Annotated in this window: 26 protein-coding genes; 2 read left to right on the top strand and 24 right to left on the bottom strand. The window is 41.9% G+C overall.

Translation table 11 applies throughout. The features are described 5' to 3' along the window. The 18 genes from GQA99_RS16650 to GQA99_RS16565 all read right to left on the bottom strand — a co-directional run. Nucleotides 1-1,519, bottom strand: a 1,519-nt coding sequence (locus GQA99_RS16650) for a TonB-dependent siderophore receptor (protein ID WP_160055772.1), incomplete at its 3' end; no start/stop codon positions are given. A gap of 237 nt (nucleotides 1,520-1,756) precedes the next feature. Then, complete coding sequence (glmU, locus tag GQA99_RS16645) at nucleotides 1,757-3,121, bottom strand: bifunctional UDP-N-acetylglucosamine diphosphorylase/glucosamine-1-phosphate N-acetyltransferase GlmU (protein ID WP_160055770.1); 1,365 nt, start codon at nucleotides 3,119-3,121, stop codon at nucleotides 1,757-1,759. A gap of 149 nt (nucleotides 3,122-3,270) precedes the next feature. Next, entirely contained in the window at nucleotides 3,271-3,699 is a 429-nt protein-coding gene (locus GQA99_RS16640) for a F0F1 ATP synthase subunit epsilon (protein WP_160055768.1), read from the bottom strand. Nucleotides 3,700-3,735: 36 nt separating this feature from the next. Continuing rightward, nucleotides 3,736-5,127 (bottom strand): F0F1 ATP synthase subunit beta, encoded by a 1,392-nt coding sequence (gene atpD / locus GQA99_RS16635; RefSeq protein WP_160055766.1) that lies wholly within the window; start codon nucleotides 5,125-5,127, stop codon nucleotides 3,736-3,738. Between the two features lie 34 nt (nucleotides 5,128-5,161). Continuing rightward, nucleotides 5,162-6,022 carry a F0F1 ATP synthase subunit gamma gene (gene atpG, locus GQA99_RS16630; RefSeq protein WP_160055764.1) on the bottom strand — a complete coding sequence of 287 codons (861 nt, stop codon included), beginning with the start codon at nucleotides 6,020-6,022 and terminating at the stop codon, nucleotides 5,162-5,164. Nucleotides 6,023-6,075: 53 nt separating this feature from the next. Beyond that, nucleotides 6,076-7,617 (bottom strand): F0F1 ATP synthase subunit alpha, encoded by a 1,542-nt coding sequence (gene atpA / locus GQA99_RS16625; RefSeq protein ID WP_160055762.1) that lies wholly within the window; start codon nucleotides 7,615-7,617, stop codon nucleotides 6,076-6,078. Between the two features lie 14 nt (nucleotides 7,618-7,631). After that, nucleotides 7,632-8,165 carry a F0F1 ATP synthase subunit delta gene (gene atpH, locus GQA99_RS16620; RefSeq protein WP_160055760.1) on the bottom strand — a complete coding sequence of 178 codons (534 nt, stop codon included), beginning with the start codon at nucleotides 8,163-8,165 and terminating at the stop codon, nucleotides 7,632-7,634. 16 nt (nucleotides 8,166-8,181) lie between these two features. Then, complete coding sequence (atpF, locus tag GQA99_RS16615; protein ID WP_160055758.1) at nucleotides 8,182-8,652, bottom strand: F0F1 ATP synthase subunit B; 471 nt, start codon at nucleotides 8,650-8,652, stop codon at nucleotides 8,182-8,184. 37 nt (nucleotides 8,653-8,689) lie between these two features. Next, entirely contained in the window at nucleotides 8,690-8,941 is a 252-nt protein-coding gene (gene atpE, locus GQA99_RS16610) for a F0F1 ATP synthase subunit C (protein WP_011639455.1), read from the bottom strand. A gap of 65 nt (nucleotides 8,942-9,006) precedes the next feature. Next, nucleotides 9,007-9,801, bottom strand: coding sequence for a F0F1 ATP synthase subunit A (atpB, locus tag GQA99_RS16605; RefSeq protein WP_160055756.1), 795 nt, complete (start codon nucleotides 9,799-9,801; stop codon nucleotides 9,007-9,009). Nucleotides 9,802-9,813: 12 nt separating this feature from the next. Then, the gene (locus tag GQA99_RS16600) at nucleotides 9,814-10,197 is read right to left on the bottom strand and encodes an ATP synthase subunit I (RefSeq protein WP_160055778.1); all 384 of its coding nucleotides are present in this window, start codon (nucleotides 10,195-10,197) and stop codon (nucleotides 9,814-9,816) included. A gap of 225 nt (nucleotides 10,198-10,422) precedes the next feature. Continuing rightward, nucleotides 10,423-11,307 carry a ParB/RepB/Spo0J family partition protein gene (locus tag GQA99_RS16595; RefSeq protein WP_160055754.1) on the bottom strand — a complete coding sequence of 295 codons (885 nt, stop codon included), beginning with the start codon at nucleotides 11,305-11,307 and terminating at the stop codon, nucleotides 10,423-10,425. 9 nt (nucleotides 11,308-11,316) lie between these two features. Then, nucleotides 11,317-12,105, bottom strand: coding sequence for a ParA family protein (locus tag GQA99_RS16590; RefSeq protein ID WP_160055752.1), 789 nt, complete (start codon nucleotides 12,103-12,105; stop codon nucleotides 11,317-11,319). Between the two features lie 62 nt (nucleotides 12,106-12,167). Further along, entirely contained in the window at nucleotides 12,168-12,788 is a 621-nt protein-coding gene (gene rsmG, locus GQA99_RS16585; RefSeq protein ID WP_160055750.1) for a 16S rRNA (guanine(527)-N(7))-methyltransferase RsmG, read from the bottom strand. A 111-nt stretch (nucleotides 12,789-12,899) separates the two neighbouring features. Further along, nucleotides 12,900-14,789 carry a tRNA uridine-5-carboxymethylaminomethyl(34) synthesis enzyme MnmG gene (gene mnmG, locus GQA99_RS16580; protein ID WP_160055748.1) on the bottom strand — a complete coding sequence of 630 codons (1,890 nt, stop codon included), beginning with the start codon at nucleotides 14,787-14,789 and terminating at the stop codon, nucleotides 12,900-12,902. 463 nt (nucleotides 14,790-15,252) lie between these two features. Then, nucleotides 15,253-15,699 (bottom strand): FMN-binding protein MioC, encoded by a 447-nt coding sequence (gene mioC, locus GQA99_RS16575; RefSeq protein ID WP_160055746.1) that lies wholly within the window; start codon nucleotides 15,697-15,699, stop codon nucleotides 15,253-15,255. Between the two features lie 294 nt (nucleotides 15,700-15,993). After that, complete coding sequence (fghA, locus tag GQA99_RS16570) at nucleotides 15,994-16,839, bottom strand: S-formylglutathione hydrolase (RefSeq protein ID WP_160055744.1); 846 nt, start codon at nucleotides 16,837-16,839, stop codon at nucleotides 15,994-15,996. 78 nt (nucleotides 16,840-16,917) lie between these two features. Further along, on the bottom strand, nucleotides 16,918-18,048 hold the full coding sequence (locus GQA99_RS16565; RefSeq protein WP_160055742.1) for an S-(hydroxymethyl)glutathione dehydrogenase/class III alcohol dehydrogenase: 1,131 nt from the start codon (nucleotides 18,046-18,048) through the stop codon (nucleotides 16,918-16,920). Between the two features lie 139 nt (nucleotides 18,049-18,187). On the opposite strand from GQA99_RS16565, the gene GQA99_RS16560 reads away from it, so the two are divergent. Then, a complete protein-coding gene (locus GQA99_RS16560; RefSeq protein WP_160055740.1) occupies nucleotides 18,188-19,054 on the top strand; it encodes a LysR substrate-binding domain-containing protein in 867 nt (288 codons plus the stop codon). Nucleotides 19,055-19,075: 21 nt separating this feature from the next. Here the strand turns inward: GQA99_RS16560 and GQA99_RS16555 are convergent, their stop codons facing one another. The 6 genes from GQA99_RS16555 to rpmH all read right to left on the bottom strand — a co-directional run bounded on the left by GQA99_RS16555 (nucleotide 19,076) and on the right by rpmH (nucleotide 23,567). Further along, nucleotides 19,076-19,693, bottom strand: a complete 618-nt coding sequence (locus GQA99_RS16555; protein ID WP_160055738.1) for a 3'-5' exonuclease — start codon at nucleotides 19,691-19,693, stop codon at nucleotides 19,076-19,078. Between the two features lie 55 nt (nucleotides 19,694-19,748). Beyond that, on the bottom strand, nucleotides 19,749-21,110 hold the full coding sequence (mnmE, locus tag GQA99_RS16550) for a tRNA uridine-5-carboxymethylaminomethyl(34) synthesis GTPase MnmE (protein ID WP_160055736.1): 1,362 nt from the start codon (nucleotides 21,108-21,110) through the stop codon (nucleotides 19,749-19,751). 97 nt (nucleotides 21,111-21,207) lie between these two features. Beyond that, on the bottom strand, nucleotides 21,208-22,836 hold the full coding sequence (yidC, locus tag GQA99_RS16545; protein ID WP_160055734.1) for a membrane protein insertase YidC: 1,629 nt from the start codon (nucleotides 22,834-22,836) through the stop codon (nucleotides 21,208-21,210). Nucleotides 22,837-22,839: 3 nt separating this feature from the next. Continuing rightward, nucleotides 22,840-23,094, bottom strand: coding sequence for a membrane protein insertion efficiency factor YidD (gene yidD, locus GQA99_RS16540; RefSeq protein ID WP_160055732.1), 255 nt, complete (start codon nucleotides 23,092-23,094; stop codon nucleotides 22,840-22,842). Continuing rightward, entirely contained in the window at nucleotides 23,061-23,417 is a 357-nt protein-coding gene (gene rnpA, locus GQA99_RS16535; protein WP_160055730.1) for a ribonuclease P protein component, read from the bottom strand. The genes yidD and rnpA overlap by 34 nt, the downstream gene beginning before the upstream one ends. A 12-nt stretch (nucleotides 23,418-23,429) precedes the next feature. After that, nucleotides 23,430-23,567, bottom strand: coding sequence for a 50S ribosomal protein L34 (gene rpmH / locus GQA99_RS16530; protein ID WP_011070423.1), 138 nt, complete (start codon nucleotides 23,565-23,567; stop codon nucleotides 23,430-23,432). A 445-nt stretch (nucleotides 23,568-24,012) separates the two neighbouring features. Here rpmH and dnaA point away from each other — a divergent pair, with 445 nt between their 5' ends. Continuing rightward, complete coding sequence (gene dnaA, locus GQA99_RS16525) at nucleotides 24,013-25,398, top strand: chromosomal replication initiator protein DnaA (protein ID WP_160055728.1); 1,386 nt, start codon at nucleotides 24,013-24,015, stop codon at nucleotides 25,396-25,398. Nucleotides 25,399-25,408 lie beyond the last annotated feature (10 nt).

The raw sequence follows: 25,408 nt of genomic DNA, 5'->3' as shown, positions 1-25,408 counted from the left end.
CGATTTCATACTGAATACCGTATTCAGGTTTTAAATCGAGCTCATTATTCACATCAAATTGATTATTGACAGCACCTTGCGGGGTAAAGCTTTTTGAATAATTAACATAAATACTGCCATTTTCTTTTGGTGAATAAATTACACCAAACTTAGGTGATACGGCATAGCTATTCTCACCTAAACCGTCTTTCTTTTGCTCGTCATAACGTACACCAGCAAGTACCTTCCACTGCTCATTGAATGTCATTAAATCTTGTAAATAGAAACCGTAATAGTTGTATTCACTCGGTGTCCCTTTGGCAGACAAATGATAATCAAGATCTGGTTGAATGGCAGCCTGTCCAGGCACGATTGTTTGAGTAGCACCGCGTTGAATTTGCTGTTGATAGAAGTAGTCTAAATAGTTAGCACCTATCAATAACTGATGTTCAATATCTGCAACATTTAAGTTTGCAGTAAAATCGACAAAAGCGGTTTTATGTTGCCAATCATCATAGCGGTCAAAAGGCTTAATACTATAGCCATTACTGAATGGATCTGTTGTATATTGCGGCGCTGAGTCGAAACGCTGACGATTAAACTGCTGATCGTTATAACCTGCTTTTACTTTCCATTCATTATTTATATGCCATGTAATATCAGCACCTAAATTTGATACGCTATTATCAGTAAATGCCCAATCAGCATCCCAAATCGTTTCGTTATCACCAATCACATTACCGTCATTATCTAACCAACCACCAGCATCTATTCCCGCCTTATCTTGAGTATGATCATACTTAACCGATAACAAAATATCATCGCTAAGGTCGAACTCCATGTTGATATAGCCTAACCAACGATCACGCTCTTGGTTTTCGTCAGTGGTTGAATATTCACGCCAGTATTCGGTATCTTGCTTGACCAAAACAGCACGATAACGAACACTTTGTGCTTCGTTCAAACTGCCACCTGCATCAAGCTGAACACGAGTAGAGCCATTTTCATCTGTATCAAAACCAATATCGAGCATTGAATCATATGTTGGCTTTTTGGTGACCATATTTACTAAGCCACCGGGGCCAGATTGGCCATACAGCATACTAGAAGGCCCTTTAAGCACCTCGACTTGTTGCAGGGTTTCAATAGGCTGAACATAGTGAGACCATTGCTGGTGGCCATTAATTAAATAGCCATTGCCAGAATCTAATTCAAAACCACGAATACTGAAAACTTGGCGGTTCCAACGAGTCGTACCCGCTGTCACACTAGAATCATTAACAAGGACTTCGGCAAGGTTAGTAGCGAGTTGTTCGTCGGTGACAAAATCAGGAATAACATTCACTGATTGCGGAGTTTCCATTAGGTCTATGTCGCCACGCATTGCGCCTGATGAAGTGCCGACTTTGTAATCATTAAACGAAAGACCTGAAACCGTTATGCGTTCAATGTTTGAGTCACTAGCCCCTTGCGCCATCGATGGTGATACCATTAATGCAGAACCTACAGCAAAACCGATTACTGAGTACTTAAATACCATTGCCAATACCTCAATATATTTTTAGCTTTAGAATTGGCGACAATATAAATGAGAATCGTTTTTATTTAAACTTCTTTTCACAAAATTTACTCTTGTGTGTGATATATATCAAAAATACTATAAATCAATGCGTTGCGCTTAACACCAAGACATTAATTTAATCTTAAAGTTACGATTTACCTATTGTCAAAAATAAAAAAGCGGCTCATGGCCGCTTTGAATATTTTGTAACCAGTATTACTTTTTAATCTTCACTGGACGTTGCCAACCTGCTATATGGCGTTGTTTTACACGGGTAATAACTAATTCATCTTCAGCAACGTCTTTAGTGATAGTAGAACCGGCGCCCAAGGTGGCGTTTTTGCCAATTGTTACTGGGGCAACTAATTGAGTGTCGCTTCCTACAAAGACGCCGTCTTCGATGGTGGTAATAAACTTATTAGCGCCATCGTAGTTACAGGTAATGGTACCTGCACCAATATTAACACCAGCACCAATAACAGCATCACCAAGATAAGCCAAATGACCAGCTTTAGAGCCAACACCTAAGATTGATTTTTTGATTTCAACAAAATTACCAATGTGCGCATCTTGCTTCAGTTCAGCGCCAGGGCGTAAACGTGCAAACGGCCCTGCACTTGCTGCTTGACCAAGTTTAGCGCCTTCAACAATGGTATAAGGTTTAATTTCAGCGTTATCGGCAATCTCGCAGTTTATCAAAATGGCACCTGCGCCAATCGTGACGTTATTACCTAATACTACCGTCCCCTGGAAGATGACATTGATATCTATCATCACATCCATACCCACAGTAACATCACCGCGAATATCGATACGCGCAGGGTCGCGTAAATTGGCACCTTCTAACATGAGCTTTTCAGCGGCGCGAGCTTGGTAAGCACGTTCTAACTGTGCTAATTGCACACGATTATTTGCACCTTCAACTTCAATGGCAGACTGGGGTTGTGACGTGGTTATCGCGACACCATCAGCATGTGCCATGGCAATAATGTCTGTTAAATAGTATTCACCTTGAGCATTGTTGTTAGATAACCTGTTCAACCACGCTTTTAATTGTTTACCGGGTACCGCCATGATGCCAGTGTTAACTTCAGTAATTTTTAATTGGTCGGCATTGGCATCTTTTTGCTCAACGATACCAACAACCTTACCAAACTCTCTCACTATGCGGCCATAGCCTGTTGGGTTAGCAAGATTAACGGTTAAAATCGCGAGGCCATTTTTTTCACGTGCGGCAAGTAAGCTTTCGAGTGTTGATTGTTGGATAAGCGGAACGTCACCATAAAGAATGAGTACGGTATCATCGTCGTTAATGTTTGGATTGGCTTGTGCTACCGCATGGCCAGTACCAAGCTGCTCAGCTTGCAATACCCAATTTAATGTTTGCTCACCTAATGCAGCTTGTAGCTTATCTGCACCATAGCCATACACTAATTGAATAGCTTGTGAACCTAATGAGTTAGCGGTGTCGATAACATGCTGAACCATACTTTTATGAGCTATTGGATGCAGAACTTTAGGCAAATCAGAGCGCATGCGAGTTCCTTTGCCTGCAGCTAAGATGACAACATTTAACGACATAATTAATCCCTTCAAACAACATAAATTATAATTGGCGCTATTTTAGCTTAATCTCAATACAAATGGAAAAACTCACGATGTTGTATTTATGTATCACAATAAAAAAGGCGACTCATAATGAGTCGCCTTTTCAGCGTCAAATAATCAGATTATCTGGTGATATTTCGCTTGATGGTTTCAACTACTTTCAATTGAGCCAAAGACTTGGCTAATTCGATAGCTGCAGCTTCGTAATTGAAGTCGGCGCCAGCGTTAGCAATAGCTTGCTCTGCACGTTCCTTCGCTTTTAAAGCGGCTTTTTCATCAATATCATCGGCACGTAATGCTACATCAGCAAGTACTGAGATTGCAGTAGGTTGTACTTCCAGTAAACCACCTGAAAGGTACAACACTTCTTCACTACCATCTTGCTTGATAAAGCGCGCCATACCAGGCTTGATTGTTGTTAGTAGAGCAACGTGGTTAGGCATAATACCTAACTCACCTTCAGCGCCGTTCACTTCAAAAAAGCTCACTTCGCCGTGGTAGATGCTGTCTTCTGCACTAACAATATCAAGTTGGACTGTTTTGGCTGCCATCAAGTTCTCCTTAAAGAACTAAGCTTTACGGCCTAGTTATTTCTTTTTGTTAGCTTTTTCGATAGCTTCATCGATTGAGCCAACCATGTAGAACGCTTGCTCTGGAATGTGATCGAACTCACCTTCCAAAATACCCTTAAAGCCACGGATAGTGTCTTTTAGAGAAACGTACTTACCAGGAGAACCTGTAAACACTTCTGCTACGAAGAAAGGCTGAGATAAGAAACGCTCAATCTTACGTGCTCTGAATACCATGGTTTTGTCATCATCTGACAATTCATCCATACCCAAAATAGCAATAATGTCTTTCAGCTCTTTATAACGCTGTAATACAGTTTGTACACCGTTTGCAACATCATAATGCTCTTGACCAACAACCTGTGGATCTAACTGACGTGAAGTCGAGTCCAATGGGTCAACGGCTGGGTAAATACCCAAAGAAGCAATTTGACGAGACAATACAACAGTCGCATCTAAGTGAGCGAAGGTTGTAGCTGGTGACGGATCGGTTAAATCGTCCGCTGGTACATATACTGCTTGAACAGAAGTAATCGAACCAGACTTAGTTGAAGTGATACGTTCTTGAAGAACCCCCATCTCTTCAGCTAGTGTTGGCTGATAACCTACTGCTGACGGCATACGACCTAATAGTGCAGATACTTCAGTACCAGCAAGGGTGTAACGGTAAATGTTGTCCACGAACAACAATACGTCACGACCTTCGTCACGGAACTTTTCAGCGATACTCAGGCCCGATAACGCTACGCGTAAACGGTTTCCTGGAGGCTCGTTCATCTGACCATAAACCATGGCTACTTTGTCTAATACGCCTGAATCTTTCATTTCGTAGTAGAAGTCGTTACCCTCACGGGTACGCTCACCAACACCAGCGAAAACTGAAAGACCTGAGTGAGCTTTAGCGATGTTGTTAATCAGTTCCATCATGTTAACTGTTTTACCAACACCAGCACCACCGAACAGACCAACTTTACCACCCTTAGCGAAAGGACAAACAAGGTCGATAACCTTGATACCCGTCTCTAAAAGTTCAGTTGAGTTTGACTGTTCTTCGTATGAAGGAGCTGCACGGTGAATTTCATAACGCTCTTCTTCACCGATAGGACCCGCTTCATCAATTGGCTCACCTAGTACGTTCATAATACGGCCAAGGGTTGCAGCCCCTACCGGAACAGAAATTGGTGAACCTGAGTTTACTACCTCTAGACCACGACGCAGACCATCAGAAGAACCCATAGCGATGGTACGAACTACACCACCACCTAGCTGCTGCTGAACTTCCAGCACCAAACCATTGCAGGCGCCTTCGCCAGTGATCTTCAGAGCGTCATATACTCGAGGTACAGAATCTTGTGGAAACTCTACGTCCACAACCGCGCCAATTACTTGGACAACAGTACCTGTGCTCATGATTAATCCTCTAAACTTGATTTCGTTACCTAACCTAAACCGCTGCAGCGCCTGACACAATTTCCGACAGTTCTTGCGTAATCGCAGCCTGACGGGCCTTGTTGTAGACGAGTTGCAAATCATCGATCATTTCACCAGCGTTATCTGTTGCCGCCTTCATTGCTACCATACGGGCAGCCTGTTCAGAGGCAATATTTTCAACAACGCCTTGATATACCTGAGACTCTATATAACGAGTTAATAATACATCCAAAATTTCTTTTGGATCTGGCTCGTAAATATAATCCCAAGGATAACTAGCTACTTCTTCATCTGATTTAGGTAAAGGTAGCAGCTGTTCGATCACAGGAGTCTGGGCCATCGTATTAACAAATTTGTTAAACACAATATACAGACGATCCAGTTTACCTTCGTTGTAAGCTTTTAACATGACACGTACTGTGCCAATCAAATCAGCAAGTTTTGGCGCATCGCCTAAACCTGATGCATGGGCAGATATTTCACCACCAAAGCTTTTAAAAAACTGAACAGAACGAGCACCAATTGGGCAAAACTCAACATCTGCGCCTTGTTCTTTCCATTTTTTAACGTCTGACACAACCTTTTTGAAAAGGTTAACGTTCAAACCACCACAAAGACCACGGTCGGTTGCTACTACTATGTAACCAACCCGCTTGGCATCTCTCACCTCTAAATAGGGGTGTTTATATTCGAGAGTACCTTGCGCTACGTGACCGATCACCTTACGCATATTTTCTGCATATGGACGGCTTGCTGCCATGCGTTCTTGCGCTTTACGCATTTTGCTGGCTGCTACCATTTCCATAGCGGAAGTGATCTTCTGAGTATTTTTAACACTCGCGATCTTGGTTTTAATCTCTTTAGCGCTGGCCATCTCTACTCTCCAATCTGGGACCTGAGGTGCCTAATGACACCCCGTGTTCATTATTACCAGGTTTGGGTTTCAATGAACTTGTCCATGCCTGCCTTTAACTCACCTTCGATATCAGCGTTATAATCGCCAGTAGCGTTGATGGTGTTCATTAGGTCAGCATGTTGACTGTTCATGTATGAAAGCAGAGCGGCTTCGAAGCGACCGATTTCATTTAAAGCAACACCTTTCAGGAAGCCTTTTTCAGCTGCGAAAATAGACACAGACTGAGCAGCAACACTCATAGGAGCATATTGTTTTTGCTTCATTAATTCGGTTACACGCTCACCATGCTCAAGCTGAGCACGAGTTGCATCATCTAAATCAGATGCAAACTGTGAGAACGCTGCAAGCTCTCGATACTGTGCTAGTGCAGTACGAATACCGCCAGACAGTTTCTTGATGATCTTAGTCTGCGCAGCACCACCAACACGAGAAACAGAAATACCTGGGTTAACTGCTGGACGTAAGCCCGAGTTAAACAAGTCAGTCTCAAGGAAGATCTGACCATCTGTAATAGAAATTACGTTGGTCGGTACGAACGCTGATACGTCACCAGCTTGGGTTTCAATAATAGGTAACGCGGTTAACGAACCGGTTTGGCCTGTTACTGCACCATTTGTGAACTTTTCTACATAGTCCACGTTTACACGTGAAGCACGCTCTAATAAGCGCGAGTGTAGATAGAATACGTCACCTGGGTATGCTTCACGTCCTGGAGGACGCTTCAATAGCAATGAAATTTGACGGTAAGCAACTGCTTGCTTAGACAAATCATCATATACGATTAAAGAATCTTCACCGCGGTCACGGAAGTATTCACCCATAGAACAACCAGAATATGGTGCTAAGTATTGCAGTGCGGCAGCTTCAGAAGCTGATGCAACAACAACGATAGTGTTAGCTAGTGCGCCATGTTCTTCAAGTTTACGTACTACGTTAGCGATGGTAGAAGCTTTCTGACCAACAGCAACATAGACACACTTAATACCTGAATCTTTCTGGTTGATAATTGCATCGATAGCCATCGCTGTTTTACCAGTCTGACGGTCACCAATAATCAATTCACGTTGACCACGACCGATTGGGATCATGGCATCAACGGCTTTATAACCAGTTTGGATTGGTTGGTCTACTGACTTACGCTCAATAACACCTGGAGCAATCACTTCAACAGGAGAGAAACCGTCGTTGTCGACAGGTCCTTTACCATCAATTGGCTCACCAAGCGTGTTAAGAACACGGCCAAGTAGTCCACGACCAACAGGTACTTCAAGAATACGACCAGTTGTTCTTACTTTTGCGCCTTCTGCTAAATTAGCATAAGGGCCCATTACTACGGCACCGACAGAATCACGTTCTAAGTTCAACGCGATTGCAAAACGGCCACCAGGCAGTTCGATCATTTCACCTTGCATTACATCGGCTAGGCCGTTAATGCGAATGATTCCGTCGCTTACTGCAACAATTGTACCTTCGTTGCGAGCTTCACTAACGACGTTGAACTGCTCGATCCGCTGCTTAATCAGATCGCTGATTTCAGTGGAATTCAGTTGCATGCTTAAACTCCCAATTACGACTGCAGCTTGTCAGACAAACGCGATAACTTACCGCTTACCGAGCCATTAATGACTAGGTCGCCTGATTTAATAATCACACCGCCAATGAGCGATGCGTCGATGCTGCAATTCAGCTTAACTTTGCGTGCGAGACGTTTCTCTAGAGAAACACTAATTTGCTGTTGTTGCTCAGAAGTCAACTCAAAAGCAGAAACCACATCGGCTTCAACTTCTTTCGCCCACTCATTACGGTATTCAGCAAAAAGTAGCGATACTGCTGACAGTATCCCTAAACGACCGTTTTCAGCCATTACCTTTATCAGGTTTTGACCTTGCTCATTGACTTGCTCACCGCATACGTTAATAAACAGTGAAGCAAGTTCTGTACTCGCAAGAGTACCATTAAGCAATGGCTTGATTGATTCGTTTTCACTCACCAATGAAGCGAAAGTTAACATTTCTGTCCAACTTTCTACTGCTTTATGCTCAACAGCAAAATCAAAAGCTGCCTTTGCGTAAGGGCGAGCGATGGTGCTTAATTCAGCCATAACTCAACTCCCTTAATCAAATTTCAGCAACTAGTTTATCAACTATGTCACTGTGGGCTTCTGGATCGATTACACGTTCAAGGATTTTCTCAGCACCAATAATGGCTAGAGAAGCAACTTGCTTACGCAAGTCATCTTTTACGCGATTACGTTCGTTTTCAATTTCTGCTTGACCCTGAGCGATAATTTTAGCGCGCTCAGTTTGTGCTTCAACTTTAGCTTCTTCAACGATTTGAGCTTTACGCTTGTTAGCTTGCTCAATAATTTCGTTGGCAGTTACTTTTGCTTCTTTAAGTTGCTCAGTAGCTTTAATTTGTGCTAACTCTAGATCTTTTGCTGCACGGCCGGCATCTGCCAGACCATCAGCAATTTTCTTCTGGCGTTCTTCGATGGCATTCATCAACGGAGGCCATACAAACTTCATGCAAAACCACACGAAGAGAATAAAGGCAACCGTCTGACCGAGTAAGGTAGCGTTGAAATTCACAACAGCCTCCTAGTTAGATTAAAGACAGAAGCGTTAGTTAAAGCATTGCACCCAATGGGTTAGTAAATAGCATAAATAGCGCAATACCTACACCAATCATAGTTACGGCATCTAGAAGACCCGCTACGATGAACATTTTAACTTGTAACATAGGCGCCATTTCTGGCTGACGAGCTGCACCTTCTAAAAACTTTCCACCTAAAAGGCCGAAACCGATAGCTGTTCCTAATGCACCCATACCAATAAGTAGAGCAACAGCAATAGCCGTCATTCCTAATACAGTTTCCATATCTATCTCCAATATTCTAAATCGTTGTTATTAATGATTTAGGTCAAAAAAATTTTCGGTTACCCTTAGTGATCTTCATGCGCCATGCTTAAATAAACAATGGTCAACATCATGAAAATAAATGCTTGTAAAGTAATAACTAAAATATGGAATATTAACCAACCTAGTTGTAAACCTACACCTAGAGCAGATAACGCCACGTTAGAACCATACATCAATGCAATAAGGATAAATATCAACTCACCAGCATACAAGTTACCAAATAGTCGCAAAGCCAATGAAATCGGTTTCGCAATTAAGGTGACTGTTTCTAGTAATAAGTTGACGGGTATCATTGCCCAATGGTTAAAAGGCTGAAATGTTAGTTCTTTAACAAAACCTGAAACACCTTTGACTTTAATGCTGTAGTAAATAATCAGCACAAACACACCAAGAGCTAAGCTAAAGGTAATGTTAACGTCAGTAGTCGGAACCACTTTAAGGTATGGGATACCCATTAGACTTGCTGCATGAGGCAACCAATCAACAGGGATCATATCCATGAAGTTCATCATGAAAATCCACACAAAAATAGTCAGAGCTAAAGGCGCAATAACAGGATTGCGGCCGTGAAAGGTTTCTTTTACGCTGCTATCAACAAACTCAACAATCATCTCGACAAAACATTGAAATTTGCCAGGAACGCCTGTTGTCGCTTTCTTGCCAACACTGTAAAACAGCCATAAGAACAACATCCCAAGCCCAACCGAAAAGAGCAACGAATCAATGTGCCAAGTCCAAAACCCTTCACCAACGCTTAAATTGGTAAGGTGATGTTGGATATAGCCCTGCGGTGTTAACGCTTCACCAGTTGCAGCCATGATTCATCCCACTTAACTTTGCTTGAAATATAAAGGTGCTATCCAATGCACAACTAACGCTAACGAATAACAGGTAAAAAGCGGCATAAAACCGACTTTCATATTGATAAACACCAACGTAAACAATGCAATGGTCAAGAGCATCTTTACCGCTTCCCCCCAGTAAAAGCTTTTAACGACTTTTGCTGCAGAGCTTGCCCCACTATGTGAGAAAGCTAGGGTTGCGAATACAAAATTAGGAAGTACAGCGATAGTCGCACCTGCTAGTGCAGACTGACCATACTGTGCTCCCCACATTACGAAAAATAGTATTGAAATAATACCCGCAACAATCGCTTGTACCAGCACTAATTTATAGGCTGCTAACCTACCACGACGCGCTAAAACATTACCCAACTTCATATCTCCGCATTAATGCTTTTCGCGGTCCTAATGTTAAATTTAATATATTAAACTAGCCTTAAGATACAAAAAGCCTGCAAAGTATACCTTTTCGCGCTTTGTTTGCAACTTTGATGATAGGAAAACAACGATTTAATGAGTGAATTAGCGCTAAATATACAAAAGTAAAAATTAGCGCTGTGTCACAAAATTACTACATGAAATGGTTTAGTCAGCTTTTTAATGAATTTTACTTAAAATACCGTCTAATTCAGCGAGATTTTGGTAGTTTATTACAATTTTTCCTTTGCCTTTAGTACCATGGTTAATGGCAACTTTGGCACCGAGTCTTTCAATTAACTCTTGTTCTAAACGGCTAACATCATGATCTTTAGCATGAGTTTCGACGGTTTTAGCCGGATTTAAGGCTTTATTAACTAATCGTTCAGTTTCTCGAACAGTCATTTCCTTTGATGCTACTAATCGAGCTAAATTAGTCTGTTCATCACCCTCTATGGCCAATAATGCACGGGCATGACCCATGTCAATGTCACCATATTCTAACAAACGCTTAACAGGCTCATTGAGACTGTTTAATCGCAACAAATTAGAGACACTAGCCCTAGATTTACCAACTGCATCAGCAACTTGCTGATGAGTTAATTCAAATTCTTCCAACAAACGCTGTAAAGCTATCGCTTCTTCCATTGCGTTAAGATCTTCACGTTGAATATTCTCAATCAATGCAATAGCCACTGCGGCTTCGTCGGCCACCTGCTTAACAATACACGGAACTTTATCAAGCTTGGCGAGTTGTGCAGCGCGCCAACGACGTTCACCGGCGATAATTTCGTAATTACCATTAGCCACTTTACGTACCACAATCGGTTGAATAACCCCTTGAGAACGGATGGACTCAGCCAGTTCTTCTAGCGCTTCAGGCGACATATCTTTACGTGGTTGATATTTTCCTGTTTGAAGTTTATCCAGATCAAGGTGAATAAGTTCGCCTGCTGTCGTTAATGGCAAAGTCTCTTCTGGCTGTTCGCTTTTTCGACTCGCTGCATTGCTATGGCTTAATAAGGCATCCAGGCCTTTACCTAAACCGCGTTTTTTTAACGTCATTTTTATGTCCTACGCTTGTTTGGGTTGTGTTTGTTGCTCTGCACGACGAATAATTTCACCCGCAAGGGCTAAATATGCTTTGGCTCCGGCACTTGATTTGTCGTAATACATAGCTGGTGCACCAAAACTAGGGGCTTCAGCTAAACGGATATTTCGCGGAATGACCGTTCGATAAACCTTATCACCAAAATGTTGCTTAAGCTGATCTGACACGTCATTAGATAAGCGATTGCGAGGGTCGTACATGGTGCGCAATATGCCTTCAATTGTCAGCGTTGGGTTTACCATTGCACCGAGCTTGGTAATCGTATCAATTAACGCTGTCAGTCCTTCTAACGCATAGTACTCACACTGCATTGGCACCAAAACAGAATCAGCTGCAGACATGGCATTTACGGTTAACATGTTCAATGAGGGTGGGCAATCGATAAAGATATAATCGTAGTCATCTCTTATGGGGGCAAGCGCATTGCGTAAACGGATCTCGCGAGCAAAAAACTCCATTAATTTAATTTCTGCTGCGGTCACATCGCCGTTACCGGCGATCAAATCAAATTTACCCACGGTATTTTTGATCACGATGTCAGCAAAGGGTTTTTCTTCTACAAGAAGCTCATAAGCTGTATTGTCAACATCGTATTTATCAACACCACTACCCATGGTTGCATTGCCTTGAGGATCTAAATCGATCAACAACACTTTACGCTTTGTGGCGGCAAGTGACGCGGCTAAATTAACGCAAGTTGTTGTTTTTCCTACGCCACCTTTTTGGTTGGCTACGGCAATGATTTTACCCACAATGTCATCCTGTCTTTAAATTATTGATGTCCGGTTAGCTTAATTAGCGAAAGAAATGCACTTTATTGCTTAGCAATTTTTAATAAATGTCGCTGTTCGTCTAGCTTTGGTACATGCAATACAATGGTTTCGACCAGCGAAAATCCTGCTGGCATTTGCTGTAATTCTTGTTCGTTTAACTGACCTTTTAAGGCGTAATAGATGCCTTTTTCAGTTGGTAAATGATGGCACCAGCTGAGCATATCTTGTATTGATGCAAAAGCTCTGCTCAATACGCCGTCAAATTTATCATCTGGTTGATAAGCTTCAACCCGACTTTCTACTGAGGTTATATTATTAATTTTTAGTTCAAATTGAACCTGTTTCTGAAAACGGATCCGTTTACCTAGACTGTCTAACAATACAAACTGTTTATCTGGATTCATAATGGCTAATGGGATCCCAGGTAAACCTGGACCCGTGCCGACATCAATAAAACGCTGTCCTTCAAGATAAGGAGAAACGGCTAAACTGTCCATAATATGGCGGATTAACATTTGCTCAGGATCGCGAACCGAAGTGAGGTTATAGGCTTTATTCCATTTAGCGAGCATTTCAACAAAACCGACTAATTGTTTTTGTTGTAATTCAGTGGCTGATATTTTCATTTCAGCTAAATAAGTTTGGAGTTGGGCAGATAACACAGCAAGCCTCGTAAAATACATGAACAGACGGCAGTTATTATGAAGCCGTAAAAGCACTAAGGGAAGCCTTATGGCTTCCCTAGTGTTATTGAGTCAAAAAAATACCTGAATTTAAGCGCTTTTTCTCAATAAACCGCGTTTTTTCAAATGGACTAGCAAGATCGAAATCGCAGCAGGGGTAATACCTGATATACGTGATGCTTGCCCAACGGTATCGGGTTTATGATTATTGAGTTTAGCGATCACTTCATTTGAAAGACCTGGCACTTCTTGGTAATCAAGATCCAGTGGCAATAATGAACTCTCATGGCGGATTGCTTTATCAATTTCATCTTGTTGACGTTGAATATAACCAGAATACTTAACTTGAATTTGCACTTGCTCAGCAGCTTGTGGATCTTCAAGGCCTGGGCCAAAACCTTCTAATTGCATTAATTTACTGTAATCCATTTCAGGACGACGCAGTAAATCTTCAAAAGAGGCTTCGCGAGAAATTGGCGTATTCAATTGTGGATTAAGCACATCGAGCAGTGGTGAATTAGGGTGTACCCACTGTCCGCGTAGACGTTGTAACTCCAGCTCGATCGACTCTTTTTTCTTACTGAATAATTCCCAACGATTATCGTCAACTAAACCAAGTTCACGGCCTTTTTCTGTTAAACGGAGATCGGCGTTATCTTCACGTAGTAATAAACGATATTCAGCACGGCTAGTAAACATGCGGTACGGTTCTTTGGTGCCTAATGTTGATAAATCGTCAACTAATACACCAAGATATGCTTCATCACGACGAGGACACCAGGTGTCTTTACCTTGTACTTGTAATGATGCGTTCATACCCGCTAATAAACCTTGAGCACCAGCTTCTTCATAGCCTGTTGTGCCGTTGATTTGACCAGCAAAGAATAAACCTGAAATGGTTTTGGTTTCTAATGAGTTTTTAAGATCGCGTGGATCAAAATAATCGTACTCGATTGCATAACCTGGACGAACGATTTCAGCGTTTTCCATGCCTTTGATTGAACGCACTAAATTGAGCTGAACATCAAAAGGTAAACTGGTAGAAATACCGTTAGGGTAGATTTCGTTAGTGCTTAAGCCTTCTGGTTCAATAAAGATCTGATGCGATGATTTATCAGCAAAGCGATGGATCTTATCTTCAATCGATGGGCAGTAACGAGGGCCAATACCTTCAATAACACCTGAATACATTGGGCTTCTGTCTAAACCACCACGAATAATATCGTGGGTTTTTTCATTAGTGTGAGTAATAAAACATGAAATTTGCTTAGGATGCTGACTCACATTACCGATAAATGACATTACCGGTAATGGCGTATCACCTTTTTGTTCTGTCATTTGTGAAAAATCAATGGTATTGGCATCAATACGTGGTGGTGTACCGGTTTTTAGACGGCCAACACGGATGGGTAATTCACGTAAACGATTTGCTAATGCAATCGCTGGCGGATCGCCTGCACGGCCACCGCTGTAATTTTGTAAACCAATGTGGATTTTGCCACTTAAAAATGTGCCTGTCGTTAATACAACAGTTGGTGCTTCAAATGCTAATCCCATTTGAGTGACTACACCAACAACTTTATTATTTTCAACAACTAAGTCATCTACTGCTTGTTGGAAAATGCGTAAGTTAGGTTGGTTCTGTAAAATAGATTGGATTTTTTGACGATATAAAGCTCTGTCTGCTTGTGCACGAGTTGCGCGAACGGCAGGGCCTTTACTTGAATTTAATGTTCTAAATTGAATTCCGGCAAAATCTGTGGCTGTTGCCATTGCGCCGCCTAATGCATCGATCTCTTTAACCAAATGGCCTTTACCAATACCACCTATGGCTGGATTACAAGACATCTGACCTAATGTGTCGATGTTATGGGTTAACAATAATGTTTTTGATCCCATTCTTGCTGCTGCTAGTGCTGCCTCTGTACCGGCATGACCACCACCAACGACAATTACATCAAACCGTTCATGAAAATGCATTATGCGACCTTTGATTGCTAAGAAAGTTAAATTCTATTTGAAACGTTATTCAATGAGGACATTTTAGCACTTGCTTGTCTGAACGTGAACGATCATTTTTCATAGATTGATCAAGATGGGTTTGCTTAATAGATCTTAAGATCTTTATATAGATCTTTTTATTATGTTTATTATTAGGATCGCCACTTTCTGTTAGTAACTTTTATTATGTCTTAAAATCAATAGTTAACAGCTAACTAAACCTGTGATCTGATCGCGATCAAACTCAAGATAACATGGGGATAGATCGGGTAGTTATCCACAAGGGTGATCTTTAAGCTGATCGGAGTGTTAATAGTACAGAGTTATGATCGCTAAAAATAATAGCTTATCCACAAAGTTATCATTTTAAATAATAATTTGTGGATAAATACGATCTAAATTGTGAATTGATCTGTGTTTGTACAATGAAAGATCGGCTTTTTTATTGTTTAATTTTAGATTGCCACGGTATTAACCACGCTAGCGCGGGCTCTTCAGGTACAGGGTCTTGTTGAACGTCAATTTGGATCTTATCCACAATGGGTTTAGATCCGCATTGCACAAGGAGATCAATTATTTTTTCAGGGCCCTGGCAGAAAGTGTCATAGCTTGAATCGCCAATGGCGCATAATGCATGCTGGATCCCATTAAGATCAGGCATTTCTAACATTAATTGTTTATAAAAAGGCACTATATTGTCTGGAAGATCGCCTGCACCATGGGTTGAGCTAACGATGATCCACATAGAAAAATCGCTTAATTGGGCTAATTGTGGATCTATAAATACCTCAGTATGGTGGTTTAATTGGGTTAACTGCTCTGCCATTTCATCTGCAACGTATTCTGAACTACCCAATGTTGTACCCACTAATAACGCTATTTTTGCCATTTTGACTCCGAATAAGTGATGAGTTTGTTCATTTTAACGTCGATTTTGTTCGCTATAGGGTTATTTTACTCGCTCAATTACGCTAAATGTTGGCTTATTTACACTTTTTAACTGAATATTGAGTACTCTTAATTGGTTCGTATAGCAGATTTATTTTTGTAATCCACAGTTTTCAAGCTTTTAGAAACGAAAAAACGAGCCATAAAGGCTCGTTTTGGGTAACTGGTTGGTTAGCATTAACAGATTTAGACTAAGTTAAATTGCCGCTTAATCCTTGCAAAGCAATTGCTCGCGTTAGCTAATCTGTAAATGTTTAGCATGGAAGCGTAGGTGATCTTCAATAAACGTCGAGATAAAATAGTAGCTATGGTCATATCCTGGCTGCATTCTTAACTCGAAAGGATAGCCCTTTTGTTGTGCGACTTTTTCTAATGCATGAGGCTTTAACTGCTCATCTAAAAAGTTGTCATTGCTGCCTTGGTCCACCAGCGCAGGCACAAATTGTTGGCTGTTTTGCATTAGCTCACAGCTATCATATTGTTGCCATTGTTGTTGATCATCGCCCAAATAACCGCGAAATGCTTTAATTCCCCATGGGCAATCCATTGGATTACAAATCGGGCTAAATGCTGAGACGCTGTTAAATTGATTTGGATTTTTTAATGCAATAGTCAGGGCACCATGGCCGCCCATTGAGTGACCACTAATGCTGCGCTGCTTAGTCACAGGGAAATGTGCTTCGATGATAGCTGGTAGTTCAGACACCACGTAGTCATACATTTTATAATGCTGATCGAAAGGTGGTTTGGTGGCATTGAGGTAAAATCCAGCACCTAAACCAAAGTCATATGCACCGTCTTTATCGTCGGCAACACCTTCGCCACGTGGGCTGGTGTCTGGTGCAACAATGGCTATTCCAAGTTCTGCAGCAATACGTTGTGCGCCTGCTTTTTGCATAAAGTTTTCGTCAGTGCAGGTGAGCCCTGATAACCAATACAACACAGGCACATTTTGCTGTTCAGCTTGTGGTGGTAAATAAATGGCAAAACGCATCGTGCAATTGAGCGCCGTTGACTGATGATGATATTGTTTATGCCAGCCACCGAATGCTTTGGTGCTGCTGATATTTTCAATGGTCATGATGGGTCCTTATAAAATAAATGCAGCTAATTAAAAATTAACTGCATTGTTTTTTGACTATAAGATCAGCTTATAGACCTATTTATTAAAGTGGATAACGCTGCGGATACTTTCGCCTTTATGCATTAAATCAAATGCATCGTTAATCCCTTCAAGGCCCATTGTATGGGTAATAAAGTGATCTAACTTAAACTCACCGGCTAAGTATTGTTCAACAATACCGGGTAATTCACTGCGTCCTTTAACGCCACCAAATGCACTGCCACGCCATACTCGGCCTGTGACTAATTGGAATGGACGCGTTGAAATTTCTTGGCCAGCACCTGCTACACCAATAATCACTGATTCACCCCAACCTTTGTGACAACATTCTAATGCACTGCGCATCACGTTAACGTTACCAATACATTCGAATGAGAAATCAACGCCGCCATCGGTCATTTCAACAATCACGTCCTGAATTGGCTTATCAAAGTTTTTAGGGTTGATGCAGTCTGTTGCCCCCAGTTTTTTCGCCAATTCAAACTTAGATTCGTTTAAGTCGACACCAATAATGCGGCTTGCTCCAGCCATAGTTGCGCCAATAATGGCTGATAGGCCAATGCCGCCTAGACCAAATATTGCCACGGTATCGCCTTTTTGTACTTTCGCTGTTTTCAGTACTGCGCCCATTCCGGTCGTGACACCACAACCTAATAAGCACACTTCTTCTAATGGCGCTTCTTTACTGACTTTAGCCAGTGAAATTTCAGGTAAGACAGTGTATTCAGAAAAAGTAGAACAACCCATGTAGTGGAAAATAGGTTCGCCATCTTTAAAGAAACGGGTTGTGCCGTCTGGCATTAAGCCTTTACCTTGTGTAGCTCGTACTGCACTACATAAGTTGGTTTTGCCAGAAGTACAGAACTTACATACACCACATTCTGCTGTGTATAACGGAATAACATGGTCACCCACTTTGACACTGGTGACACCTTCGCCAACCATATGAACAATCCCGCCACCTTCATGACCAAGAATTGCTGGGAATACGCCTTCAGGATCATCACCCGATAAGGTGAATGCATCGGTATGACAAACACCAGATGCCACGATACGCACCATAACTTCACCGGCTTTTGGGTACATAACATCGACTTCTTCAACCGATAACGGTTGACCTGGTCCCCAAGCAATTGCGGCTTTTGATTTAATAAATTGTGCAGACATAGATAGCTTCCTTAAACGTAAACACCATGAAATATGGATGATAAACATCACTACAGTGTAGTGTATTTATCCATTGTATTTGTTTATCATCAAATGATAATCAGCTAGTTTTGCAAATGACTTTTACGAGAATGTAATAATGATGCAGTGGGAAGGGATTTTTGAGTTTGTTGCGGTAGCAGAAACCGACAGTTTTACTGCCGCAGGTAAGCGTTTAAGTGTTTCGACGGCGCAAGTTAGTCGTCAAGTGAGTCAACTTGAAAATCGTTTAAATACTAAACTGTTTTACCGCACTACGCGCAAGGTGTCGTTAACCGAAGAAGGCTCGGTTTATTATCAGCACTGCCGCCAGGTGCTAGACAGTCTTGATGAAGCTGAGCGGGCTATTTCAAGTTTAAAAGATAAACCCCAAGGTTTAATAAGAATGACGGCACCGGTAACTTACGGCGAAAAGTTTGTTATGCCGATTGTTATCGATTTTATGCAGCAGTATCGTGATATTGAAGTCGTGTGCGAGTTAACGAATCGTCAGCTTGATTTAGTGGAAGGTGGGTTTGATTTAGCCATTAGGCTAGGGCGGTTAACTAACTCGTCAATGATGGCCAAGCGCTTAACGAATCGCAGTCAATATGTGTGTGCTGCGCCGAGCTATATTGCCCAATTTGGTACACCTTATACTTTGTCGGAACTGAGCCAGCATAATTGTTTAATTGGCAGTCAGTCGCATTGGAATTTTATTGACCAGGGTAAGTCTAAAGCGGTTAAAGTGAGTGGATCGTTGAGTTGCAGCAGTGGCTTAAGTTTATTGTCTGCGGCCATTAAGGGATTGGGCATTGTGCAATTGCCGGGCTATTACGTTAATGACGCAATTGAAGCTGGGCAACTTGTGGTGTTGCTCGCGCCATATCAGCAACCTAAAGAAGGCATTTGGGCTTTGTATCCACACAACCGCCATTTGTCACCCAAAGTACGGTTGTTAGTGGATAAATTAGCCCAAGACTTGTAATAAACACTGGGCTAGGGATTATCAACGAGCCATAGTTTGGTAGTAGCGGCTTATTTGCGCTTTAGGCAAACTCGATATCTTATTGATGATATCAAGAGTGATAAGCTGATTTGGCAATTGTTGTTGCAGCACGTCAAGTTGATGTAACCAAAGGTGGCTGGTCATGGTGGCGTCAGCTAAGGCGCGGTGAAACACACCGTCGTTAGGCAATTGATGATAACTCACCAAGGTACCCAGTTGGTGATTAGGGGCATCCTGGCTTATACGACGAGATAACAACAGTGAGCAAGCAAATTGGCCGGTGTAGTGCAGCTTATTATGTTTGAATTCGGCATCTAAGAATTTTTTATCAAAGTTGGCGTTGTGCGCGACTAAATTGAATCCATCAATAAACTTGGCAAATTGTGCCATCACCTCTTTAGATGATGGCGCATGTTTGAGCATGTTATTGCTAATACCTGTGTACTGCTCAATAAAGCTATTTACCCGTTTACCTGGGTTTATTAACTCTTGAAAAGTGTCCACTATTTGGCCATCAACTAGCTTTACCGCACCAATTTCAATGGCTCTGTCACCATTATCGGGTGATAAACCTGTGGTTTCAAAGTCGAGAACGACAACCTGATTAGCCAATGTCATGTGTTTATTCCTACTGAGCTATACACGATTTACCAATGCATTTCTTACCAATACACTATTTACCTATACAGAATGAACTAAAGATTTTGCCGAGTAAGTCATCTGAAGTGAATTTACCAGTAATTTCAGATAGCGCCATTTGGCACATGCGTAACTCTTCTGCCAGTAACTCTCCGGCGAGATACACTTCAAGCTGTTCTTTACCCAGTTGTAAGTGACTTGCGGCTAAGTCTAACGCTTCTAAATGACGACGGCGGGCAATAAAACCGCCTTCTAGATTACTTTGGTAACCCATTAATGATTTTAAGTGCTGTTTTAGGTCTTCAATACCAAGCCCTGTTTTAGCTGAAATACGGTAAACATCGTATCCTTGCTCTTGCGACATTTCGAGGGTTTCACCGGTTAAATCGGCTTTGTTACGCACTACAGTTACACCCAGTCTTGAAGGTAAACGGTCAATAAAATCGGGCCAAATGTTATGTGGGTCAACGGCATCTGTCGTTGTTCCATCAACCATAAACAACACTCTATCGGCACTCGCTATTTCTGCCCAGGCGCGCTCAATACCGATTTGCTCAACGGTATCTGTGGTGTCACGTAATCCTGCTGTGTCGATAATGTGCAGCGGCATGCCATCAAGGTGTATGTGTTCACGCAGTACGTCACGGGTGGTGCCGGCAATTTCTGTAACAATGGCAGACTCTTTACCGGCTAAGGCATTCAGTAAGCTTGATTTACCGGCATTAGGACGCCCAGCAATGACGACTTTCATGCCTTCGCGAATAATTGAACCTTGCTTGGCACTGGCTTTAACGGTAGTGAGTTTGTCGATAATTCGGTACAAGGCATTAGCAATTTTACCGTCCGATAAAAAGTCGACTTCTTCATCAGGAAAATCAATCGCGGCTTCTACGTATAAACGTAGGTTAGTGACTTGCTCTACTAGCTCATGAACTTCTTTAGAAAACTCACCTTGCAATGATTGCAAAGCACTTTTTGCCGCTTGCTCACTGGTGGCATCAATTAAGTCGGCAATCGCTTCTGCTTGAGTTAAATCGAGCTTGTCGTTCATAAACGCTTGCTCACTAAACTCACCGGGTTTAGCTATGCGGATACCATCGATTTCCATGACGCGTTTAATCAACATATCAAGTACTATCTGGCCACCATGACCTTGCAGCTCTAGAACATCTTCGCCAGTAAATGAGTTTGGACCTTTAAAAAATAGCGCAATACCCTGATCAATAACGTGACCATCGTGGCTATTAAAATCACAATATTCGGCGTAACGGGTTTTAGGCACATGACCAATAATGGCGTTGGCTACATTGGCAGCGAGATTGCCAGATACACGAATGATACCCACTCCACCACGTCCTGGTGCTGTTGCTTGCGCTACGATAGTGTCTGTTGTCACGGTAAATACCTGCTAAATCATTAAAGGAAAAGGCGGCCTATTAAGCCGCCTTTTTTATTCATTTAACTTTTGAATAAGTTAACTGTTGAGCTTGGGCTTATTTTAAGCCTTTTTTCTCTAAACCTGCATAAATAATCTTTTGCTGGGTAATAGCCACTAAGTTACCGACTAACCAGTAAAGTACCAGACCTGCTGGGAACCATAAGAAGAATACGGTAAAGATAACTGGCATCCATTGCATCATCTTAACTTGCATTGGGTCCATGGTCGGTGCCATTGGCTGCATTTTCTGCATCAAGAACATCGATACACCCATTAGCAATGGTAATACGTAGTATGGATCTTGTACTGACAAGTCATCAATCCATAGCATGAATGGCGCGTGGCGTAATTCATAGCTTTCAAGTAATACCCAGTATAATGCGATGAAGATTGGCATCTGTAGCAAAATAGGTAAGCAACCGCCCATTGGGTTTACTTTCTCTTTTTTGTACAGTTCCATCATGGCTTGACCCATCTTTTGACGGTCATCACCAAAGCGCTCTTTCATCTCAGCTAATTTTGGCTGTAGGTTACGCATTTTAGCCATTGAGCTGTATTGTGCTTTAGTCAATGGATATAACAAACCACGTACCGTTAGGGTGATTAAAATAATTGCCATACCCCAGTTACCCACAAACGATTGATAGAACATCAATAACCAGTGAATAGGTACTGCTAGCCACCACAAGAAACCATAATCAACCACTAGGTTTAAAGTTTCAGAGATAGCAGAAAGGGCTTTTTGGTTTTTAGGGCCAACATAAAATTGTGAACTAATTTTTTGTGTTGTGCCTGGTGCAATATCATATACCGCGCCACGGAAACCGATGTTAGCTAAACCACCAGCACTCACGCTTGAGAAAATGGTGTTTGAGTCTGTAGCAGGTGGGATCCAGGCTGACACGAAGTAGTGCTGTAACATTGCTGCCCAACCACCTAGTGTTACTTTACCTAGGTTTTTGTCAGCCATGTCTTCAAAGTCATACTTTTCGTAGCGAGTATCTTGAGTTGAGAATGCTGCACCACGGTAGGTAGGCATCATCATGCTGCTTTCAGATTCTCTGATGGTTTGTTTAATTTGACCATACATTTGCACTTGTAATGCAGTATCTGAAGTGTTGCTAATATTGTAATCAACGCCAACATCGTACTGACCACGGGTAAACGTAAAGGTTTTTACGTAAGTCACACCGTTGTTTGCAGTAAAGGTTAATGGCACTGATAATGTGTCTTGATCGTCAGCTAATGTATAAGAAGTATTTTGCGCGGCAAATGCGGCACGACCTTTAGCACTGCTATCAATGCCGTCGCGACCGATTAAGCCACTTTGCGCGATATAAGTGTGGTCGTTGGTTTGCTCAAGGATGATAAAAGGATCATCTTTATCAATCTCAACTTTGTGAGCAACTAATGCAGCGTAAACGATATCACCACCTACTGGGCTGATTTTAATATCGAGCTGGTCAGTGCTAACGGTAATTAAGTTTTTGGTTGCAGGCATATCTACTGGCATACCAGTTGAGTCTGCTTCAGGGACGTCAGCGCCATTAATTGTCGCAGCGTTTGTTTGGGTAACGGTTTGTTGTGCTACCGGTTGTGGTGCTTTATCTGTTTGCCATTGCTGCCACATTAAAAAGCTGACAAACAGCAGACCGATTAGCAATATATTGCGTTGAGATTCCATAGCCTATTTATTACACCTGTCATTTTTAGGGGGGACGGGATCACTACCGCCGGGATGTAAAGGGTGACATTTTAATATGCGTTTGATTGCAAACCAACTACCTTTCACTGTTCCGTGCGTTTTTATTGCTTCAATCGCATAATAAGAACAAGTTGGATTGAACCGACACTTAGGTCCCAGTAAAGGGCTTATAAAAAGTTGATAACCACGGATAACCGTGGTTGCTAGCCATTGTAACGGCGACTGAGTTTTCGCCATAGCTTTTCTATCAATTTATGTAGTTCTGCATTTTCCATTTCCATCACGCCATTTCTGACTAATACCACGATATCTATATTGGGGATGTCGTGTTGATGTAAACGAAAACTATCTCTTATCACGCGTTTAATACGATTACGTTGGTTAGCACGTTTAACAAAACGTTTGGCCACAGTTAACCCTAAACGAGGATGTTGCTCTGAATTTGGAATTGCGAGCAGAGTTATTTCAGCAGAGGATGCTTTGATTGGATTGGAGAATACAGATTTAAATTGCGCGGGAGTTAACAAACGTAACTCCCGCGTAAAGGTATAGCTAGTCACCTAGTTATCTACTTACGCAGATAAACGAGCGCGACCTTTCGCACGACGACGTGCAAGCACCTTACGGCCGCCTGCAGTGGCCATACGAGCGCGGAAGCCGTGAGAACGCTTGCGCTTCAGGTTGCTAGGTTGAAAAGTACGTTTACTCATGATGGCAATCCGTCTTTGTTAGTGAATTTACCTTATCTCCAAAATTAGAGGTAAGGGCAAAAAAGAGGCCGAATTGTAATCACTTTAATTACTATCGTCAATAACGAAAGTGGTTATATGATGAATTTCTGCCAATCTTTCTTTGATGCTGAAAGTAAAAAAGCACCAGAAGATGTGGATAAGTCTGTGTACAGACACTATATCTTGTGGATCTTAACTCGTTTCAGTAGATCAAAGCTGGCGTATTATAGATCAATGTGGATCGGTTAATAAAGCTGGATTTGCATGATATTTGCAATTAATGGATCGATTTTGATCTTTCGTGATCCCAGATATCCACATAGAATGATCCCGCTGGGGATAAATCTGTTTTTAAGGATAGCGATCATTGTGATCTCCCTATAGAATACACCTCCTTTGACTAAAGATATTTGGGGATAAATAAGTGGCGGTTTCACTTTGGCAACAATGTATCGGCAGACTGCAAGACGAGTTATCAGCCCAGCAGTTCAGTATGTGGATCCGTCCGTTACAAGCTGAAATGGATGGTGATACTCTGGTTTTGTATGCGCCAAATCGTTTTGTACTCGATTGGGTACGCGATAAATACATTAATATCATTAATCAATTTTTCACTGAACAAATGGGCAGTGATGCACCTAAGTTGCGTTTTGATATTGGTAGCCGTCCGTCTGCACGTCCTGTAGCTCCTGCCCCAGTTGCCGCTAAGCCTGTGAGTAGCCAAACGCGTGCTCAAGTTGGCACAACGTCATTTAATACTCAGGCAGAACCCATTGTTAATGCCAATCATCGTAGTAACATTAACCCTACCTATCAGTTTGATAACTTCGTTGAAGGTAAATCAAACCAACTCGGTAAAGCGGCCGCCTTACAAGTATCTGAAAACCCTGGTGGCGCATATAACCCATTATTTTTATACGGTGGTACCGGTTTAGGTAAAACTCACTTATTGCATGCTGTCGGTAATGGGATCATTAAAAATAATCCGAATGCTAAAGTGGTGTATATGCATTCTGAGCGTTTTGTACAGGACATGGTCAAAGCCTTACAAAATAATGCCATTGAAGAATTTAAACGTTATTATCGCAGTGTCGACGCCCTGTTTATTGACGATATTCAATTTTTTGCCAACAAAGATCGTTCTCAAGAAGAGTTTTTCCATACCTTCAATGCGCTACTAGAAGGTAATCATCAAATTATTTTAACTTCTGACCGTTATCCTAAAGAGATCGACGGAGTAGAAGATCGCTTAAAATCTCGCTTTGGTTGGGGGTTAACGGTTGCCATTGAGCCACCGGAATTAGAAACCCGCGTAGCGATTTTAATGCGTAAAGCACAAGAGAGCGGTATTAACCTGCCTGATGAAGTGGCCTTCTTTATTGCTAAGCGTTTACGTTCAAACGTACGCGAGCTTGAAGGTGCATTAAACCGCGTTATTGCTAATGCCAACTTCACCGGTCGTCCAATTACCATTGATTTTGTACGTGAAGCGTTACGTGATCTCTTGGCACTGCAAGAAAAATTAGTCACTATAGACAATATTCAGAAGACGGTTGCTGAATACTACAAAATTAAAATGGCAGATATGCTGTCTAAACGTCGTTCACGCAGTGTGGCAAGGCCACGACAAGTGGCGATGGCGCTATCTAAAGAACTCACTAACCAAAGCTTGCCAGAAATTGGTGATGCATTTGGTGGTCGTGACCATACGACGGTATTACATGCTTGTCGTAAAATTGCGCAACTGCGTGAAGAGAGTCATGACATTAAAGAAGATTACGCTAACTTGATTAGAACTTTGTCTTCTTAATTCAGGGAAA

Source organism: Shewanella litoralis (assembly GCF_009828585.1).
Classification (GTDB): domain Bacteria; phylum Pseudomonadota; class Gammaproteobacteria; order Enterobacterales; family Shewanellaceae; genus Shewanella; species Shewanella litoralis.
The sequence above is the reverse complement of the archived record's forward strand: the minus strand, read 5'-3'. Positions and strand labels throughout refer to the sequence as shown.

Bases quoted from the DNA above. Each gene is read 5' to 3' on its own strand.
- glmU (WP_160055770.1), bottom strand. From the start codon at position 3,121: ATGTCGTTAAATGTTGTCATCTTAGCTGCAGGCAAAGGAACTCGCATG.
- GQA99_RS16640 (WP_160055768.1), bottom strand. From the start codon at position 3,699: ATGGCAGCCAAAACAGTCCAACTTGATATTGTTAGTGCAGAAGACAGC.
- atpD (WP_160055766.1), bottom strand. From the start codon at position 5,127: ATGAGCACAGGTACTGTTGTCCAAGTAATTGGCGCGGTTGTGGACGTA.
- atpG (WP_160055764.1), bottom strand. From the start codon at position 6,022: ATGGCCAGCGCTAAAGAGATTAAAACCAAGATCGCGAGTGTTAAAAAT.
- atpA (WP_160055762.1), bottom strand. From the start codon at position 7,617: ATGCAACTGAATTCCACTGAAATCAGCGATCTGATTAAGCAGCGGATC.
- atpH (WP_160055760.1), bottom strand. From the start codon at position 8,165: ATGGCTGAATTAAGCACCATCGCTCGCCCTTACGCAAAGGCAGCTTTT.
- atpE (WP_011639455.1), bottom strand. From the start codon at position 8,941: ATGGAAACTGTATTAGGAATGACGGCTATTGCTGTTGCTCTACTTATT.
- atpB (WP_160055756.1), bottom strand. From the start codon at position 9,801: ATGGCTGCAACTGGTGAAGCGTTAACACCGCAGGGCTATATCCAACAT.
- GQA99_RS16595 (WP_160055754.1), bottom strand. From the start codon at position 11,307: ATGACGTTAAAAAAACGCGGTTTAGGTAAAGGCCTGGATGCCTTATTA.
- mnmG (WP_160055748.1), bottom strand. From the start codon at position 14,789: ATGCATTTTCATGAACGGTTTGATGTAATTGTCGTTGGTGGTGGTCAT.
- mioC (WP_160055746.1), bottom strand. From the start codon at position 15,699: ATGGCAAAAATAGCGTTATTAGTGGGTACAACATTGGGTAGTTCAGAA.
- fghA (WP_160055744.1), bottom strand. From the start codon at position 16,839: ATGACCATTGAAAATATCAGCAGCACCAAAGCATTCGGTGGCTGGCAT.
- GQA99_RS16565 (WP_160055742.1), bottom strand. From the start codon at position 18,048: ATGTCTGCACAATTTATTAAATCAAAAGCCGCAATTGCTTGGGGACCA.
- GQA99_RS16560 (WP_160055740.1), top strand. From the start codon at position 18,188: ATGATGCAGTGGGAAGGGATTTTTGAGTTTGTTGCGGTAGCAGAAACC.
- GQA99_RS16555 (WP_160055738.1), bottom strand. From the start codon at position 19,693: ATGACATTGGCTAATCAGGTTGTCGTTCTCGACTTTGAAACCACAGGT.
- yidC (WP_160055734.1), bottom strand. From the start codon at position 22,836: ATGGAATCTCAACGCAATATATTGCTAATCGGTCTGCTGTTTGTCAGC.
- yidD (WP_160055732.1), bottom strand. From the start codon at position 23,094: ATGGCGAAAACTCAGTCGCCGTTACAATGGCTAGCAACCACGGTTATC.
- rpmH (WP_011070423.1), bottom strand. From the start codon at position 23,567: ATGAGTAAACGTACTTTTCAACCTAGCAACCTGAAGCGCAAGCGTTCT.